This is a genomic window from Sphingomonas koreensis (genome assembly GCF_002797435.1).
Classification (GTDB): domain Bacteria; phylum Pseudomonadota; class Alphaproteobacteria; order Sphingomonadales; family Sphingomonadaceae; genus Sphingomonas; species Sphingomonas koreensis.
In genome coordinates this window covers 4233838-4249627 of record NZ_PGEN01000001.1, presented here as the reverse complement: position 1 = coordinate 4249627, position 15790 = coordinate 4233838, and the positions used below count along the sequence as shown (strand labels likewise).

Below are 15790 nucleotides of genomic sequence, written 5' to 3'. Positions count from 1 at the left end.
AAGAAACTAGCGACGGGCGATCGCTCCAAAACCGGGCAGTCTGAACCCAAGCCCTATGGCCAGCCCTCTCTGTTTCCGCTACGGCCTGAATCGGGGTACTTCGGGGGATATTGCGATGGCGGAACCATTTCTGTCGGAAATCCGACTCATGTCGTTCGTCTTCGCGCCCAAAAACTGGGCGCTGTGCAATGGCCAGCTCCTGCCGATCAACCAGAATCAGGCGCTGTTCTCTCTGCTGGGCACCACCTTCGGGGGGGATGGTCGAGTGAATTTCGCCCTGCCCGATCTGCGCGGCCGCGTGCCGATTCATGTCGGCAACGGCCATACCCTGGGGGAGCGCGGCGGCGAGGCAGCGCATACCCTGAGCATCAGCGAGATTCCCACGCACGTACATCTGCTGCAGGCCTCCAATTCGGCGGGCAATGTCGTGAACCCGAATTTCGGCGGCACCGGCTATGTGCTCGCCAGTGAGCCGGCAAATCCTTACTCGCCCGGCTTCACGCCCACAGCCGTCGCACTCAATGCCGGGACCGTGGCCAATAACGGGGGCAGCCAGGCGCATCAGAACATGCAGCCCTTCCTGACGCTGAACTACTGCATCGCCCTGAGCGGCATCTTCCCGTCCCCGAACTGAGGAACAGCCCATGGCACAACCTTATGTCGGCGAGCTTCGCATTTTCGCCGGAAACTTCGCCCCGGCGGGATGGATGTTCTGTGAAGGGCAACTGCTGCCGATCTCGGAGAACGAGACGCTCTTCAACCTGATCGGCACAACCTATGGCGGCGACGGGCAGAGTACCTTCGCATTACCCGACCTGCGCGGCCGGCTGCCCATGCATCAGGGCAACTCCTATATCCTCGCCGAGACGGGCGGCGTTGAAGAGGTCACGCTGTCCGTCAACCAGATCCCGGCCCACTCGCACCCCATGTTGGGCGCATCGGGCAATGGGTCGCAGGCCAATCCCAAGAACAACGTGCTTGCCAGTTCGACGCTGCTGAAGCTCTATTCGGGCGAGGCGGCGGACACAGCCATGGCCCCGACGTCGATCACACCGGTCGGCGGCAGCCAGCCGCACACCAACTTCCAGCCCTATCTCTGCCTCAACTATATCATCTCGCTGTTCGGCATTTTCCCGAGCCCGACCTGACAGGAACGCACCATGGCCGATCCCTTTGTCGCCGAGATCCGAATCTTCCCGTTCAACTTCGCACCGAAGGGCTGGGCCTGGTGCGACGGCCAGCTGTTGCCGCTCTCGCAGAACACGGCGCTGTTCTCGCTGCTCGGCACCACCTATGGCGGCAACGGGAAGAGCAATTTCGCGCTCCCCGACCTGCAGGGCCGCGCGCCGATGCACCCCGGTCAGGGCCCCGGGCTGTCGTTGCACGACCTGGGCGAGACAGGCGGCAGCGAAACCGTCTCGCTGCTCGAATCAGAAATCCCGAGCCATTCGCACATGCTGCGCGCCTCGGTGGAAGAGGGTACCCAGGGCACGCTTGCATCCGGCGTCACGCTCTCCACCTCCAGCGGCGGCGCGCTCTACAACAGCACCACCAATGCCAACCTCATCCAGATGTCGCCTCAGGCGCTCTCACCCGCGGGCGGCGGTGCGCCGCACAACAACATGCAGCCCTATCTGACCTTCTATTTCTGCATCGCGCTGCAGGGTGTGTTCCCGCCACGCAGCTGACCTCGTCCGCCACACCATGCCGCCGCCCCTTCGCGCCGCCGCGCTCCATGCGCTCGTCTATCGCTCCTATACCGAGGAGGACTTCGCGTTCATCGAGGCCCTCTATCGCTCCACGCGGGAGGCGGAGCTCGCACTGAGCGGCTGGCCGGACGGCGAGAAAGAGGCCTTTCTCACCCAGCAGCATCGCGCCCAGCACCACCATTATCAGGCCTATTACCCGAATGCGGAGCGACTGATCCTGGAACAGGACGGGGCCCCGATCGGGCGCCTCTATGTCGACGCCTGGCCGCTGGAGTTTCGTATCGTCGATATATCGCTGCTACCGGCGGCACGCGGCCAGGGATTGGGCGAGGCGATCCTGCGCGATATGATCGCCTGGGCGCAGGATCAGACGAAGGGCGTCTCGATTCATGTCGAGAAATTCAATCCGGCGCGACGGCTGTATCTGCGACTCGGCTTCGTGGTGACCGAGGACAAGGGCGTATACGAGCTGATGGAGTTCGGGACGCCCGGCGCGGCCAAAGCGCTCGCCTAGAAGAAGACGGCTTCGTACCGTATCCCGCCCTCGGGCCGGTAGCCGATCGCAACGATGAAGATATCGTGCGCGGCGCCATCGATCACGAACCGATAGATCGACTGCGGCAGCCGGGGCTCCGGCGGTCCCGCGAATTCGAGCCTGAATCCCCCTTCGGGACGGGTGGATTGCGGCATCGGTTCGACAACGGCCAATTCGAGCGTGTGAGCGCCAAGCTCCGTTTCGATCGCGAACCCGGTGCCGATATGTCCTTCGAAATCGCCAAGCGTCAGCCCTCGAACCGCATCCGCCGTCATCGTACCTTCCCCAGCCGCACCACGCGCGCAGCGTTCCCGCTATAGGCAGACCAGACCCGCCGAGCCAATCCCGCGTTGAACCGCATCCATAACGATTCATGGGATGCGGTCCGGCCAAGCAGATGATAAAGGTCCATTTTGGGGGAAAGGCCGTACGCAATCGTCGTATTCCGGCCTGGCCATTTGAAAAGTAAGAAACAATGACTGACAGCGCGCGTCGTCGCTTCATGGTTGGAGGACTGGTCGTCATGGCCGGCGCCGGAGTGGCTGGCTGCGGAGGCGGCGGATCGGGCAGTGTCGTCGCGCCCACCACCGGTGCCACGCCTGCCGGACCGCCGCTCACCGCTTCCGAAGCCGGCGAGTGGGACAAGCTGGTCGGCAGTTCGTTCCTGATCGCCACCCCGACCGGGAAGGTATCGGCGGTGCTCGCCAGCCTCGAGCGGATCGCGGACACGTCGCGGCCGACAAGCCTGGGGCGGCAACAGCCCTTCTATGCGGTTTTCCAGATGGAGGCGCGCCTGGCGCCTGAGGGGGGCGCGACCTACCAGCTCTCCCACGCCACCAAGGGGAATTTCGACCTGTTCCTCGGCATGTCGAGCGAGGTTCAGGGCAAGGGCGTGCTTACCGCGCTTCTCAACTGAGCGCCCGCCCCGCTCTTTCGCGACGATCGCCGGCCTGTCCTTCGATCGTACCCACCGCGGTATGGGATACGCTTTGAAGCGAAGGCGGCATATCTGTTTGCGGCGAGAGACCGCTCCCTGCCCGACACCTATGGAATAGCCCCGGTACCACGATTGGGTGGTGGCTAATCCCGATGCCCGAATCGCTTCCCGCCACAGCTTCCCTAGTCTGTGACGACCAATCTGGCATGCCCAGTATGGTGGGAGGAGCGGCGCGATGCAGGTCGTATTATTGGCGGGGGGCTTGGGCTCACGTCTTTCAGAAGAAACCGTCCGCGTGCCCAAGCCGATGGTCGAGGTCGGCGGCAAGCCGATCATCCTGCATGTCATGGACATCTATGCCCAGCACGGCGTCACCGATTTCGTCGTCGCCTGCGGCTACAAGATGCTGCTGCTCAAGAAGTTCTTCCACGACCTGCATTTCATGAGCAACGACTTCACGGTCGCGATCGGCAACGGCCATGTCGCCTTCCGGCAATGCCGGTCGCTCGACTGGAACGTTTCGGTGGTCGATACCGGCGAGCTTACCATGACCGGCGGGCGCCTGCTGCGGCTGCGCGACTGGCTGGAGGGCGGGACCTTCATGGTCACCTATTCCGACGGCGTGGGCGACATCGATATCGGTGCGCTGCTGGCGTTCCACCGATCGCACGGCAAGCTGGCGACGGTCACCGCAGTGCAGCCGCCCGCGCGGTTCGGCAATCTGGAGCTGGAGGGTGCACGCGTCGCCGAGTTCACCGAGAAGGTGCGCAAGCACGAGACCTGGATCAACGGTGGCTTCTTCGTCTTCGAACCCGGCGTCCTCGATTACCTGAGCGGGGACGAGGAACCGCTGGAGCAAGCCCCGTTGAGCCGTTTGGCGCAGGACGGCCAGCTGTTCGCCTACAAGCATACCGGATTCTGGCACCCGATGGACACGATTCGGGATCGCGATCACCTCAATCAGCTTTGTGTAGCCGGTTCGCCGCCATGGGCGAAGAGCCCCCCTGCTCCATGGCAGCTCGCCGCACCGCCCACAGGAGCGCATGCCCATGCGTGAGGTGCGGTTCGACGAAGACCGGTTGAGCCGCGCGCTGGCTGGCCGCCGGATCCTCTTGACCGGTCACACCGGTTTCAAGGGGGGCTGGCTAGCGTTGTGGCTACGGCGGCTGGGCGCCGACACCACCGCGGTCGCATTGCTCCCGCACGATCGCGAACCCAGCTTTTTTCAGGCCGCCGGCATCGCCGACATCGTCGATCACCGGGTGTGCGACATCGGTAACGAGACGGCCTTTCTGCGCACGGTCGAGGATTGCGATCCCCATCTCGTCATCCACATGGCGGCGCAGGCGCTGGTCCGGCCATCCTACGCCGCGCCCGTCGCGACGCTGCAGACCAATGTCGTCGGCACCGCGGTCGTGCTCGAAGCGGCACGACGCTTTCCGTCGCTGCAGGGCGCGATCATCGTCACCAGCGACAAATGCTATGAGAATCTCGGCTGGCCCTGGGGCTATCGCGAGACCGACCGGCTCGGCGGCAGCGACCCCTACAGCGTATCCAAGGGCTGCGCAGAGCTTGTGGTCGAGGCGTATCGCCGCTCCTTCTTCCGCGATCCCGGCAGTCCGGTGCTCGCCACCGCACGCGCAGGCAATGTATTCGGCGGCGGCGACTGGGCCACCGACCGGCTCGTGCCCGACATTGTCCGGGCTGTCGCAGCCGGCAAGCCGGTGCATATCCGCAATCCGGCGAGCGTCCGGCCCTGGCAGCATGTCCTCGAACCTCTGGCGGGCTATCTCATGCTGGCCGCCCGGATTGCCGAAGGCGATCGCAGCGTGGCCGGCGCCTGGAATTTCGGGCCGGATTCAGAAGCGACGGTCGACGTCGCGACGCTCGCCGCGCTGCTGGAAAGCGCCTGGGGCCATCGCAGCCCGCAGTTCGTGTTCGGCGACGAGAAGGATGCACCGCCCGAAGCCCATTTCCTGCATCTCGACAGCGCCAAGGCGCGATCGGCGCTCGGATGGCGCCCGCGCCTGGCGCTCCGCGACTCGGTCGCGCTGACGGTCGAATGGTACCGGGCAGCGCTGGACGGAAACACCAGGCTGCGTGCGCTGAGCGAGCGTCAGATCGACCGCTACGTGCGCGGCGTTCATCCCGTGCAACCCACGGGATTCGCGTTCGACCCGGTATTCGGAGGGGCTGCCGCATGCGCGTGAACTATGGTCAGAGCGTCCATGGCGAGGAGGAGATCGCCGCCGTCGTCGATGTGCTGCGCACCTCGACGCAGATGGGCACCCATGTCCGCGCGATGGAAGCGCGGGTCGCCGCGCTCTTCGCGAAGCGGCATGGGATCATGGTGAATTCGGGTTCGTCGGCGAACTATCTCGCCGTCGAACTGCTTCGCCTTCCGCATGGCAGCGAGGTGATCACGCCCGCGCTCACCTTTGCCACCACCGTGGCGCCGATCGTGCGCCATGGCCTGGTGCCGGCATTCGTCGATGTCCGCGAGGGAACCTACAATATCGACGAGGATGCGATCGAGGCGCGGATCACGCCCTGCACCCGCGCGATGATGATCCCTTCGCTGATCGGCAATCTTCCCGACTGGGACCGGCTCCGCGACATAGCCGACCGGCACAACCTCATCCTGATCGAGGACAGCGCCGACACGCTGGGCGCGACGTTGCGCGGCGAAAGCACTGGCAAGCGATCGGATATCAGCACGACCAGCTTCTATGGCTCGCACGTCGTCAACGCGGCCGGCAATGGCGGCATGCTATGCATCAACGACGAGGACCTCGCCCGGCGTGCGCTGCTGATGCGCTCCTGGGGACGATCTTCTTCGCTCTTCATCGAATCCGAAGCGATCGAGCGCCGCTTCGACGTCAAGCTCGGCGACATTCCCTATGACGCCAAGTTCCTGTTCGAAGAGCTGGGCTACAATATCGAGCCATCCGAGATGGGCGCCGCTTTCGGTCTGGTCCAGCTCGACAAGCTGACGCGCAATATTGAACTGCGTGAACAGCATTTTGCGCGGCATTGCGCATTTTTCTCCGACTATGCCGACTGGTTCGTCCTGCCACGGCAGCTGCCCAGAACGCACACCGGCTGGCTTGCCTTCCCGCTGACGATCCGGCCGGAAGCGCCGTTCGACCGGCGCGAGCTGCAGATCTGGTTCGAACGCGCCGACATCCAGACGCGCGTCGTATTCACCGGCAATATCCTGCGCCAGCCGGCGATGGCGAACGTGAAGGTCAACGCGGACCCGCGGGGCTATCCGGAGGCAGACGCAGTCACCCGCGGCGGCATCCTGCTCGCCTGCCATCACGGGCTGAGCGACGAGCAGATCGAGCATATCCACGCCACTTTCCGCAGTTTTGCCGAGCGTCAGGTGGCGCCCGCAGCACGCGTGGCCTGAGGACCCGGCACCGGAGAAAGGATTTCCAATGGAACGATTGCAGCACTGCCGCGCATGCCTGGCCCCGGCGCCCTATCTGTTCCTGCCAATGGGGCAGCATCCCCCGGCCAACATGTTCGTGCGGCCCGAGGAATATGATGCGGACCAGCCGACCTTCTCGCTCAACACCGAAGTGTGCCTCAATTGCGGCCTGATCGAGATCGCGGACCAGATCCCCGCCGACTTCTTCCGCCACTATCTCTACGTTCCCTCCGGTGCGGCGACGATGCACACGCATTTCGACACGCTGGCCGGCGTCCTGGGGGACATCGCAGGAAACGGGCTCATCGTCGATATCGGCTGCAATGACGGGCTGTTGCTCGCGGCTTGCAATACCCGTGGCGCGAGGACGCTGGGGATCGACCCGGCAGCGAACCTGGCTGAAGCCGCCGCCGCGCGCGGAGTGGACGTCCATGTCGCCTATTTCGATCCCGCTACCGCGGATGCGGTACGCGACGCCAACGGGCGCGCGCAGGTGATCGTCACCACCAACACGTTCAACCATATCGGCGACCTTCACCGATTCATGGAGGGGATCACCCGCCTGCTCGCCGAAGACGGCACCTTCGTGGTCGAAGTTCCCTGGGCCAAGGAGCTGCTCGACCGGAACGAGTTCGACACCGTCTATCAGGAACATGTCTCCGAATTCAGCCTGCTCTCGATGCAAAAGCTGGGCGCATTCTTCGAGCTGGAGGTCGTCGATGTCCATCGATTGCCCATCCATGGGGGCTCGATGCGTGTATTCTTCCGCAAGACCGGCACCGCCGAGCCGACGCCCGAGGTCCGCGCGATGCTCGACGAGGAACTGGCCGGGGGCATGCTCGACCCCGAGACCTATGAGCGCTTCGCCGAGCGCGTCGAGGCCGTCCGGGTCCGGCTTCTGGCGATGCTCGACGAGCTCAAGGCCCAGGGCAAGAAGATCGCGGGCTATGGTGCCCCGGCAAAGGGAAACACGCTGCTCAACTATTTCGGGATCGGTCCCGACCGGCTCGATTTCCTGGTCGACCGCAATCCATTGAAGCAGGGGCTCTACTCCCCCGGCATGAAGATATCGGTCAGATCGGTCGATGCGATCGCCGATGAAAAGCCCGATGTCCTGATGGTCCTCGCCTGGAACTTCTTCGACGAGATCCGCGAACAGCAATCGGACTTCGTGGCGCGGGGCGGACGCTTCCTCGTCCCGCTGCCCGAGCCCATGCTCGTCAGCTGAAACGGGGCCGGGATGCCCGAGCGCGTGCTGATCACTGGCGGGGCCGGCTTCATCGGTTCGCATCTCGCCGCAAGCCACCTCGACAGCGGCGACGAGGTGCATCTGATCGTGCGGCCCGAAGGAGTGCTGCGCGCCGAACGGATTCGACCCGGTGCGATCGTCCATGCGCTCGACCTCAAGAACCTCGATCGCGTGCGCGCCTGTTTCGACCGGTCGGGTCCCACGATCCTCTATCATCTGGCGAGCGGCACCGGTCGCGCACCCGGCGTCCCCGATCCGTCCGAATGGCCGGCCATGACCTCCGATCTGGACAATCTCCTCGTCCTGCTGGCCGCCGCGGCCGGAAGCCCGGATCTGCGGGTGATGGTGCGCGCGGGATCGATCGCCGAATATGGCAACCAGCCGACCGCGTCGCCGGAAACCCGGCGCGAACAGCCACGCACCGTCTACACCGCTGCGATGGTCGCCGGCGCGCATTATTGCGCGATGCTGCAGCCGCGGCTCCCTTTTCGGGTGCTCACGGCGCGCTTCGCGCTCGTCTATGGTCCCGGCCAGTCGGATGATTTCCTGCTGCCCGCCCTGCTGCGCCGATGCCTTTCGGACGAGCCCGCAATCATCCACCAGCCGGACAGCCGACGCGACATGGTGTTCGTGGACGATGTCGTCGCCGGGCTCCGCGCGATGGCGCAGTCGGACCTGCCCGGCGGGACGATCCTCAACCTTTCGAGCGGGAACGCGCGAAAGATCCGCGAGATCGTCAAGCTCGCGCTCCGGGTGACAGGCACCCCGGCCGATCATGTTTCCATGGAAGCCGCCGAGAGTCCCGGCCTGCGCATCGATACCGTTTCGGGTGCCCCGGATCTGGCGGCGTTGAACCTCGACTGGCGCGCGCGCACGCCGCTCGAGGACGGCATCGCCATCACCGCCCGATCGCTCGCGGAGGTCATGGCATGACCGATCTGGTCTCCGTCATCGTTCCCGCCTTCAACGAAGAGGCCACGGTCGAGCGTGCCTATCGGAGCATCGTCGAGGTGTTCCGGACGCTGCCGGACTATTCGCTCGAGCTGATCTTCATGGACAATCACTCGACCGACGCGACCTTCCCGCTTCTGCAGGAGATCGCCGCCGGCGATCCGCGCGTCCGTGTCGTGCGTCTCTCCCGCAACAACGGCTATCAGCGCTCGCTGCTGGTCGGCTATCAGCGGGCCCGTGGCGCCTGCGCCGTTCAGATCGATTGCGACCTCCAGGACCCGCCAGAGCTGATCCCCGAGATGCTCGCGCGCTGGCGGCAAGGGCATCAGGTCGTCTACGGTATCCGCCGCTCGCTTCCCGACGGATTCGTCACCGCGCAGCTCCGCCGGGCCTTCTATGCCGGCATGCGGATGCTGAGCGACGACGATCTGCCGCGCGACGCAGGGGAATTCCGGCTTGTCGATGCGTGCATCCTGATCGAGCTGCGCAAGGTCAACGATACCAGCCCCTATCTACGCGGCCTGATCAGCGCGATGGGATTCTCACAGGTCGGGCTGCCTTATGACCGCGAAGCACGCGTCGCAGGGCAGAGCAAGTTCCCGCTCAGCAAGATGCTGGGCATGGCGCTCGACGCGATCCTCAACCACTCGCTGGTCCCGCTCCGCGTCGCGTCGATCACCGGGCTGGTGATCGGTATCGCCACCTTCCTCCTCACCCTTATCTATCTCGCCGGACGGCTGGTCTTCGGCCAGCATTGGCCCGCCGGTTTCGCGACGACCACGATGCTGCTGCTGATGGGGATCACGCTCAACGCGATCTTCCTCGGGATCATCGGCGAGTATCTCGGCCGCATCTTCCGGCAGGTCAAAGCACGGCCGACACCGATCGTGGAGGCCGAGATCGGGCACGCGGCTCCCCGCCCCCTCCGCCCGGTGAGCAAGCCGGACCCGGCGCGCCCAACGCTGGGTCGTGCGCGCACCGCCGATCAGGGCGCCAGATAGAGGCGGACTCGCTCCGCATCCTCCGCCTTCTTCAGCGACAACGGGATTTCCCGGTAGCCGCGCGACTTCGCGAAGCTGTCGAACGGGGCATCGTTGGCTCCCTCCATACCGGTCAGGATCGCCGACGGGGGCTCACTGCCGAGCAGCGCCGGAACCGCGTTGGGCGTGATGAAATAGGCGTAGTGGCGGCGATCCTCCGCCGGGATCCAAGGTGCGGCCCGGACGATGAACGGCCCGAGCGCGAACTGCGGATAGATGGGCAGATGCCCTTCCAGCGCGTGGATCGGCGAGACTGTCGCGACGGGGCCAGCGGGCGATCGCTCCCCGACCAGCGCAGCGATCGCACGCCCGTCGCGTGCCACTTGAACGCCTGTCCATCCGCCGGGCCTGACGAGCCCCGCGAGCGACGGCAGCAGCTGCGGCGCGCCGGTGACCAGCGTCAATCCCAGCACTGCCGCAAGCACTGGCCTGGCGATATCCCGCCCCTGCGTATCGAGCGATCCGAACAACAGGCCCGTCAGCACCACCGCGAAGGGCAGCGGTGGTGTGAAATATTGCGGGAAGGCAGGGCTGGGCACGAACGAGATCACCATGCCGATCGCCGCGAGGCTGCCGGTGAGGAGGAGCGGCCAGCGCAGCACGAATGTCCGTCGCCGCATGACAGCGATCCCCGCCAATGTCAGCAGCAGCACGAGGATGAGCATCGTGACCCCGGACAGCCACAGGCGATGCGCGAGCAGCAGCTTGTCGGCGATCCCGATCACCTTCGGATCATTGGGGTCCGCATGCGCCGCCCAGTAAGCGAGCTGCGGACCACGATGCGCATTCACCACATGGGCGACGAAACCCTCCGCGTCGCTCAGCGCATAGAGAATGGACGGGAGGCCGCCGATCACCCCGCCCGCCAGAAGCGGCAACGCGATGCGGAGCAAGCGGCTGCGGAACGGCAGGGTTCGCGGTACCAGCAGCGCCGCGGCTGCAAAGGGGACCAGGAACAGCAGGTAGTTCGCCTTGAAGCCCGCCCCCATGGCCAGCACAAACCCGCTCGCCAGCGCCAGCACTGGTGACGGCATGTCACGGTCCGCCGCGCGGAGGAACAGATACAGGCCGAACAGCATGAAGGGTACTGGAAGGAAGTTGTTGGTCGCGGTCATCCCCGTCGCATTGAGCAGCATCGGATTGAGCGCGAGCAGCGCGAGCATCAATCCGCCGATCGGCACGCTTCGCACATAGCTGCGCGCGATCAGCAGCAAGACAGCACAGGTTCCCGCCCACGCGGCAAAGACCAGAAGGCGGCCGATGAGCAGGTAATGAGCGTCGCCGAGCAGCGCGAATGCGCCCGCGAAGAGCAGCGCGATGTTGGGAAGGTGGCTGAACCCGATCCCCGAATAGAGCGGGTAGCGATCGAACAGGACTCCGGCGGCGATGTAGAATTGCTCGTCATGCTGCATCGGATAGGTCATGATCCGCGCAAACACCGCCAACAGGCACAGCCCGCATCCCGCCAGCGCTGCGAAACGCCACGAACGATCCAGTGCGCCGGTTCGCGGCGTGTCGCGAAAGCCCGATGCTTCATGAAAATCGGTCTTCAGCATCATCTTGTCCCCGGTTGCTGCGACACCATGGATAGCCTGACGCGTCCGCGCGCGCCGGTGGGCAGGAGGAGTACCCCGACCGTTCCGCTCTCTACGGCGCGTGCCGGTGCTACACCGGAGCATGCGCCGCACTGCTGCGGCAGGAAACCATGCGGGAGCTCAGCCAGGATGCATCGTGCAAGCGCGTTCTTCTCCGCTGCCCCGGAAGACATCACCCCCCGCGACGAAGCGCGCTTCTTCGGGCTGCTCAAGACCGCGAACAACACGTTCAAGCGAACCGGGGCGTCCCGGCTTGCCGGGGTCGATGCCGCGCTGATCGCGGCGCTCGCGAACCATAATTGCCGTGTCGATACCGTGCTCGACCTCGGCATCTCGTCCGGCGTCACCACCCTCGAACTGATGACGGCGCTGCGAGCAGCCGGTCATCCGGCGCGTGTCACGGGCACCGACCGGTCGGTGCGGGCACGGCTCGTCCCGCTTCCGCACGGATGCCGGGCACTTGTCGAGCCGTGCGGACATGTGCTGCAATATGAGGTGCTAGGCCGCGCCATCCGGCCATGGGAACGGCGGCTTGACCGCTGGACCGGCATGGCGCTGGCACGTGCGCTGGTCGAATGGCGTCTGCGCGACCCCGCCATTGCGCACGCCGCCGCAGGTGACGGACTGGAAGTGGCACTTCTCACCCCGCGCCTGCGGCGATCGGGAGCCTTCCAGTGGCGGGAGGATGACATTACGCAGCGCAACGAGGCCTTGATCGGACGGTTCGACCTGGTGCGTGCGGCCAATCTGCTGAACCGGCATTATTTCGAACCTGCGGTGCTGCGCGCCGCGGTCGCCAACGCCATCGCCTATCTCTCCGGCCCCGGCGCCTGGCTGCTCGTCCTGCGGACCCACGGCGCGGCCGATCATCGCGGCACGCTGTTCCGGATGGACGACGCCATGCGGCTCTCGGTCGTCGAGCGCTTTGGTACGGGGTCCGAAGTCGAAGCGCTCGTCCTGGAACTCGGCGGCGGATAGGACCGCAAGCGGCTATCGCACGCGCCGGCCGGCCAGCCGCGCGCGATGCGCATGGTTGAGGAACTCTTCGAGATTGTCCCAGCCATTGCCGTCCGCATCGCTCCAGCCATCGTTGCGCTTCGGATCGAGACCGCGGCGGCGCTCCCACGCGTCAGACATACCGTCGCCGTCCGCATCGGCATAGGGCGCGCCGCTCTGCAGCGCCGGCAGCACGCGATTGTCGCGGCCGATCCTGCCGCCGCGTGTCCGCACCTCGTCCACGATCCGCGCATCGACGCTGTCGTGCGGAAACGCCCCTGCTCCCTCAAGCACCCGCAAATAGGCAGTCCGCGCATCGAGCACCGCGCTTTCGAGCGGGCAGACAGGCTTGTCGACGAACGCTTCGGCGGCGATCGGCGCAAAGGTCACGCGATCGCCGTCGATCACATTCCCCGCCTGGTAGATGCGCGCTCTGCCGGTGGAGGCGACCAGCGGTCGGTCGATCGCATAGGCGCGCCCTGCCGTGCTCGGCCCCTGGCGGTAATAGTTGCCGACGATGTTCGCCGGGGTGCCGCCATAGCTCTCCCACACTTCGGTGAACTGCGAGCTGGCATTGTACAGCACGTTGTTGATCACCTCGACGCAGGAGCCGGGCGGGAAGTTCACATCCGGATTGCGATCGCCATTATGTGCGCAGAGGTTCCGCACGAAGCTAAGCCGCTGCGGCCCCCTGGGGTCGCTCGACAGCAGCGCGCACTTGTCGTGCCGCGGCACGCCCTCGGCGAAGATCGACCAGGAAATGGTGATCGTGTCATTGGCGCCGTAGCCGCCGACATTCTCGTCCAATGCCCAGGACGCGCTGACATGATCGAGGATGACGTTGCGGCTGTTCTCGATGATGAACCCGCTATTGGCGCCGCGCTGCTCGCCGCGCAGGTCCGTGCGGACGCGGATATGGCGGATCACGACATCGTGCGTGTTCTTGATGACGAGCGGCGTGAAGGCGAGTTTGCCCCCCGAATGGGTGATCAGAATACCATCGCCGGGCGCCGTCTCGCCGGCGATCGTGAGATAGGGATGCACGATGACCGGGCGTTCGCGGACATAGCGGATCACGCCTGCCACGCGGAACACGCAGACGCGCGGCCCCGCCGCGTCGATGCACGCGCGCAGCGATCCTGCGCCTTCGTCGGCCAGCGTGGTGACCGGGATGATCCGCCCGTCGCGTCCTCCGCGGGCGAAACGGCCATGCCCCTCCGCCCCCGGAAAGGCAGGCCGGTCCTGTCGAGCGACCGGGGCGAGCGGCTGATCGGCCGCCGGTTCGTCCTCATCCGCCTCCTGACATGCTCCCGTCGTCGAGCAGGACAAGGCGACCGCCAGCAGCGCGATACCGATACGCCCACGGTCGCGGATAGGATGGTGACAAACCTGCAGCGGCCGGAGCGCACGCATGACGGCCCTCAAAAACGTGCCCTGATCCCGGCCTGCAGCTGGGCGCGGGAGAAGCGGTCGAGACGGTCGCGAGCGGTGCGCCGCGCATAGTTGACGCCGACAAAGAGCGAGAAGGTTCGGTTGACCAGATACTCCCCTTCCGCTGCCAGGCTCCATGTGTTCAGCGTGTCGGCGCCCACCCCGCGATAACGGCTTTGCGTCCAGCCTGCGCGTCCATGGAGCAGCACATTATGATAGGCCTCCTGGTCGATCGTCAGCGCGACGCGCGTGTCGGTCCGTCCGCTCGATCCAGCGCGTGCGGTCGCGACGTCACCGCGAAAGAGCTGTGCCGTCACTGCGGTCCGAGCGCGGGGGTTCCAGCTGACGTCGCCGCTCAGCGCAAAGCCGGTATAGCCGCCGAGTGCCCCGTCGTCGGGATCGAAGCGGAAGACGCCGGCGCCGATCCGGCCCCGCAGCCGCGGGCTCACCTCGCGGCTGACGCCCGCGATCAAGCCATAGGTCGTCGCATCGCGGTTGATGCCGCTCAGATCGACCGCGGTGCGGAAATTGCGGCGATTGATATAGGCCTCGGCAAAGAACGCGACCGGCGCCGCCGGCCGCCACGTGGCGCGCGCCGAGCCTCGCCAGCTGGTGAAGTCGCGATCCTGTTCATTGGGATCCAGAAAATCGAGCTTCTGGACGCCGCCCGTCAGATTGAGCCCGAGCCGGGTCCCGGTGAGCGTGTAGCCAATCTCGCCGGCCAGAATGTTGATCTTGCGCGGTGGAAGCAGGATGCTTGCCCGCGCTTCCGGATCGGCCCGGCTCTCGATATCCCGGTCGAACCGCATCTCGCCGGAAAGGACGTGCCCTGCGGCCGGCGCTATCTGCCCGGACAGGGCGGCACCGAAGCGGCTCGCGCTCTCCCTCCCCTGATCGAGGTAGCGTCGTATATCGGCATAGGCTTCACCATGAAGCTCGGCATTTGCGCCACGCCAGTCGATCGCGACACGCGGGCGCGCGACCATCGCAGCGTCGCCTGTTGTTGCAGTCGATGTCGCATAGACATTGGTGTCGTAGAGCGCGGCGACCTCGACATCGATCCGCACCTCGGCCGGGCCGATGCGGGTCGTGCGGCGTTCATATCCCGGCCGCGGAAGATCGAGCGGCGAAGCTCCGCGCTGTACCTGCTGCGCGTCCGCGACCGGCGGCGCCGCCAGCAGGACCGCGATCAGCGGAAATGCCCCGCAACGCACCGCACACGGGCGCATCGCCGGGGCGGTTCGGCGCTTCGCCACCGCCCGTCCCTCAGAACCAGGCTTCGGGAATGACGATGGTGTCGCCCGGTTGGATCGACGAATCCGCGTCGAGCCGTGCCTTGCTCCGCGCGGTGCCGCTCATCCGCTCGACCCCGGCGACACGCTTGTTGGCGCGGAAGGTGTAGCCGCCCGCGATCGAAACCGCGGTCAGCACCGTCATCCCCGGCACATAAGGATATTGGCCGGGTCGCTGCACTTCCCCCAGAATGTAGAAGGGACGGTATTTCTCGACCTGCACGCTGACATTGGCGTTCGGCGCGAGATCGCGTGTGCGCAGCACGGCCGCGATTTCGGCCTCGAGCTCAGGGGCCGACTTGCCGGCGACGCTCAGCGTACTTACCATCGGGAGCGAGATGGTTCCGGCGTCGCTGACGGTGTAGCTCCCCGCCATCGCGTCGAAGCCATAGACTGCGATCTTGATCGAATCGCCCGGTCCCAATGTGTAGCGGTCGGCCGGTCCGGCGGTTGCGATCGGAAGATCGGAATAGGCCCCCGCGCACGCAGCCACGGGCAGTGCCAGCACCCCACTCAATAGCATTCGGCGGTTCACGTCGGTTCCCCTTCAAGATGCCGCACGAGTTTACCGCCTGAACCTGTCCGATGGTGAACGCATGGTGGGCAGCCCGCGCCCCAAAGG

General features: G+C 65.7%; 17 protein-coding genes. 12 read left to right on the top strand and 5 right to left on the bottom strand.

The annotated features are described in order from the left end of the window. The first annotated feature begins 55 nt into the window (after positions 1-55). The 4 genes from BDW16_RS20310 to BDW16_RS20295 are packed head-to-tail and all read left to right on the top strand — an operon-like array spanning position 56 to position 2223. Entirely contained in the window at positions 56-634 is a 579-nt protein-coding gene (locus BDW16_RS20310; RefSeq protein WP_198585810.1) for a phage tail protein, read from the top strand. 10 nt (positions 635-644) lie between these two features. Continuing rightward, positions 645-1148 carry a phage tail protein gene (locus BDW16_RS20305; protein WP_066580971.1) on the top strand — a complete coding sequence of 168 codons (504 nt, stop codon included), beginning with the start codon at positions 645-647 and terminating at the stop codon, positions 1146-1148. A 12-nt stretch (positions 1149-1160) separates the two neighbouring features. Next, a complete protein-coding gene (locus BDW16_RS20300; RefSeq protein ID WP_066580973.1) occupies positions 1161-1688 on the top strand; it encodes a phage tail protein in 528 nt (175 codons plus the stop codon). A 16-nt stretch (positions 1689-1704) separates the two neighbouring features. Next, a complete protein-coding gene (locus tag BDW16_RS20295) occupies positions 1705-2223 on the top strand; it encodes a GNAT family N-acetyltransferase (RefSeq protein ID WP_066580974.1) in 519 nt (172 codons plus the stop codon). Here BDW16_RS20295 and BDW16_RS20290 read toward each other — a convergent pair. Further along, positions 2220-2519, bottom strand: coding sequence for a DUF6916 family protein (locus BDW16_RS20290; protein WP_066580975.1), 300 nt, complete (start codon positions 2517-2519; stop codon positions 2220-2222). The two genes, BDW16_RS20295 and BDW16_RS20290, sit on opposite strands and share 4 nt — an antisense overlap. A gap of 200 nt (positions 2520-2719) precedes the next feature. On the opposite strand from BDW16_RS20290, the gene BDW16_RS20285 reads away from it, so the two are divergent. The 7 genes from BDW16_RS20285 (at position 2720) to BDW16_RS20255 (ending at position 9815) form a co-directional block, all read left to right on the top strand. Continuing rightward, positions 2720-3160, top strand: coding sequence for a DUF6916 family protein (locus BDW16_RS20285; protein ID WP_100362816.1), 441 nt, complete (start codon positions 2720-2722; stop codon positions 3158-3160). Positions 3161-3416: 256 nt separating this feature from the next. After that, complete coding sequence (rfbF, locus tag BDW16_RS20280) at positions 3417-4238, top strand: glucose-1-phosphate cytidylyltransferase (RefSeq protein ID WP_066580977.1); 822 nt, start codon at positions 3417-3419, stop codon at positions 4236-4238. Continuing rightward, the gene (rfbG, locus tag BDW16_RS20275; protein WP_075152262.1) at positions 4231-5391 is read left to right on the top strand and encodes a CDP-glucose 4,6-dehydratase; all 1161 of its coding nucleotides are present in this window, start codon (positions 4231-4233) and stop codon (positions 5389-5391) included. Before rfbF ends, rfbG begins: the two co-directional genes overlap by 8 nt. Next, the gene (locus BDW16_RS20270) at positions 5382-6593 is read left to right on the top strand and encodes a DegT/DnrJ/EryC1/StrS family aminotransferase (protein ID WP_066580978.1); all 1212 of its coding nucleotides are present in this window, start codon (positions 5382-5384) and stop codon (positions 6591-6593) included. Before rfbG ends, BDW16_RS20270 begins: the two co-directional genes overlap by 10 nt. 28 nt (positions 6594-6621) lie before the next feature. Next, positions 6622-7842: a class I SAM-dependent methyltransferase gene (locus tag BDW16_RS20265; RefSeq protein ID WP_066580980.1), complete on the top strand. Its 1221-nt coding sequence runs from the start codon at positions 6622-6624 to the stop codon at positions 7840-7842. Between the two features lie 12 nt (positions 7843-7854). Beyond that, a complete protein-coding gene (locus BDW16_RS20260; RefSeq protein WP_066580981.1) occupies positions 7855-8796 on the top strand; it encodes an NAD-dependent epimerase/dehydratase family protein in 942 nt (313 codons plus the stop codon). Then, the gene (locus BDW16_RS20255) at positions 8793-9815 is read left to right on the top strand and encodes a glycosyltransferase family 2 protein (protein WP_066580983.1); all 1023 of its coding nucleotides are present in this window, start codon (positions 8793-8795) and stop codon (positions 9813-9815) included. Before BDW16_RS20260 ends, BDW16_RS20255 begins: the two co-directional genes overlap by 4 nt. Here the strand turns inward: BDW16_RS20255 and BDW16_RS20250 are convergent. Further along, entirely contained in the window at positions 9800-11413 is a 1614-nt protein-coding gene (locus BDW16_RS20250; protein WP_066580985.1) for a hypothetical protein, read from the bottom strand. The genes BDW16_RS20255 and BDW16_RS20250 overlap by 16 nt on opposite strands. 165 nt (positions 11414-11578) lie before the next feature. Here BDW16_RS20250 and BDW16_RS20245 point away from each other — a divergent pair, with 165 nt between their 5' ends. Continuing rightward, positions 11579-12427 (top strand): hypothetical protein, encoded by an 849-nt coding sequence (locus BDW16_RS20245; protein WP_066580987.1) that lies wholly within the window; start codon positions 11579-11581, stop codon positions 12425-12427. Between the two features lie 12 nt (positions 12428-12439). On the opposite strand, the gene BDW16_RS20240 is transcribed toward BDW16_RS20245, so the two are convergent. Genes BDW16_RS20240 through BDW16_RS20230 form a run of 3 tightly spaced genes read right to left on the bottom strand, consistent with a single transcriptional unit; the run spans position 12440 to position 15703 of the window. Then, positions 12440-13858, bottom strand: coding sequence for a pectate lyase family protein (locus BDW16_RS20240; protein ID WP_100362815.1), 1419 nt, complete (start codon positions 13856-13858; stop codon positions 12440-12442). A gap of 8 nt (positions 13859-13866) precedes the next feature. Then, the gene (locus BDW16_RS20235) at positions 13867-15132 is read right to left on the bottom strand and encodes an outer membrane beta-barrel protein (RefSeq protein ID WP_066580989.1); all 1266 of its coding nucleotides are present in this window, start codon (positions 15130-15132) and stop codon (positions 13867-13869) included. A gap of 10 nt (positions 15133-15142) precedes the next feature. Further along, positions 15143-15703: a polysaccharide biosynthesis/export family protein gene (locus tag BDW16_RS20230; RefSeq protein ID WP_083954426.1), complete on the bottom strand. Its 561-nt coding sequence runs from the start codon at positions 15701-15703 to the stop codon at positions 15143-15145. Positions 15704-15790 lie beyond the last annotated feature (87 nt).

Coding starts and splice junctions, on each gene's coding strand:
- BDW16_RS20310 (WP_198585810.1), top strand. CDS start 56: ATGGCCAGCCCTCTCTGTTTCCGCTACGGCCTGAATCGGGGTACTTCG.
- BDW16_RS20305 (WP_066580971.1), top strand. CDS start 645: ATGGCACAACCTTATGTCGGCGAGCTTCGCATTTTCGCCGGAAACTTC.
- BDW16_RS20300 (WP_066580973.1), top strand. CDS start 1,161: ATGGCCGATCCCTTTGTCGCCGAGATCCGAATCTTCCCGTTCAACTTC.
- BDW16_RS20295 (WP_066580974.1), top strand. CDS start 1,705: ATGCCGCCGCCCCTTCGCGCCGCCGCGCTCCATGCGCTCGTCTATCGC.
- BDW16_RS20290 (WP_066580975.1), bottom strand. CDS start 2,519: ATGACGGCGGATGCGGTTCGAGGGCTGACGCTTGGCGATTTCGAAGGA.
- BDW16_RS20285 (WP_100362816.1), top strand. CDS start 2,720: ATGACTGACAGCGCGCGTCGTCGCTTCATGGTTGGAGGACTGGTCGTC.
- rfbF (WP_066580977.1), top strand. CDS start 3,417: ATGCAGGTCGTATTATTGGCGGGGGGCTTGGGCTCACGTCTTTCAGAA.
- rfbG (WP_075152262.1), top strand. CDS start 4,231: ATGCGTGAGGTGCGGTTCGACGAAGACCGGTTGAGCCGCGCGCTGGCT.
- BDW16_RS20270 (WP_066580978.1), top strand. CDS start 5,382: ATGCGCGTGAACTATGGTCAGAGCGTCCATGGCGAGGAGGAGATCGCC.
- BDW16_RS20265 (WP_066580980.1), top strand. CDS start 6,622: ATGGAACGATTGCAGCACTGCCGCGCATGCCTGGCCCCGGCGCCCTAT.
- BDW16_RS20260 (WP_066580981.1), top strand. CDS start 7,855: ATGCCCGAGCGCGTGCTGATCACTGGCGGGGCCGGCTTCATCGGTTCG.
- BDW16_RS20255 (WP_066580983.1), top strand. CDS start 8,793: ATGACCGATCTGGTCTCCGTCATCGTTCCCGCCTTCAACGAAGAGGCC.
- BDW16_RS20250 (WP_066580985.1), bottom strand. CDS start 11,413: ATGATGCTGAAGACCGATTTTCATGAAGCATCGGGCTTTCGCGACACG.
- BDW16_RS20245 (WP_066580987.1), top strand. CDS start 11,579: ATGCATCGTGCAAGCGCGTTCTTCTCCGCTGCCCCGGAAGACATCACC.
- BDW16_RS20240 (WP_100362815.1), bottom strand. CDS start 13,858: ATGCGTGCGCTCCGGCCGCTGCAGGTTTGTCACCATCCTATCCGCGAC.